Below are 322 nucleotides of genomic sequence, written 5' to 3' on the forward strand. Positions count from 1 at the left end.
GCGGGAGAGCAGCGCACCCAGGAATTAGTAGCTGGCACGCATCTGGCGGGACAGATCGTCCGTGACGTTGGTGCTGTTCAGGTGGGTGGTGTCGATCTCGTAGGTATTGCGGTTCAGCATCTTGATGCTGGCACCCAGGGTGCTCAGGATCTTCAGGCTGACTGCCACATCACTGATGTCCGGCAGGTTTTCGATCACACAGACATCTGCCGCCAGACTGGTGGCAGGCCGAATGCCCACAGCCGCATTTTTTGCACCGGAAATGGTAACTTCGCCATGCAGGGGCTTGCCGCCCGTAATAACAAACTTTTCCAATTTTATA

At 55.6% G+C, this 322-nt stretch carries 1 pseudogene; it reads right to left on the reverse strand.

The features are described 5' to 3' along the window. Positions 1-24: 24 nt before the first annotated feature. Positions 25-322: pseudogene (locus tag P0G09_RS16865) on the reverse strand (UDP-N-acetylglucosamine 1-carboxyvinyltransferase); the annotation flags it as partial.

Source organism: Faecalibacterium sp. DFI.5.82 (assembly GCF_029076575.1).
Taxonomy (GTDB): Bacteria; Bacillota; Clostridia; order Oscillospirales; family Ruminococcaceae; genus Faecalibacterium; species Faecalibacterium duncaniae.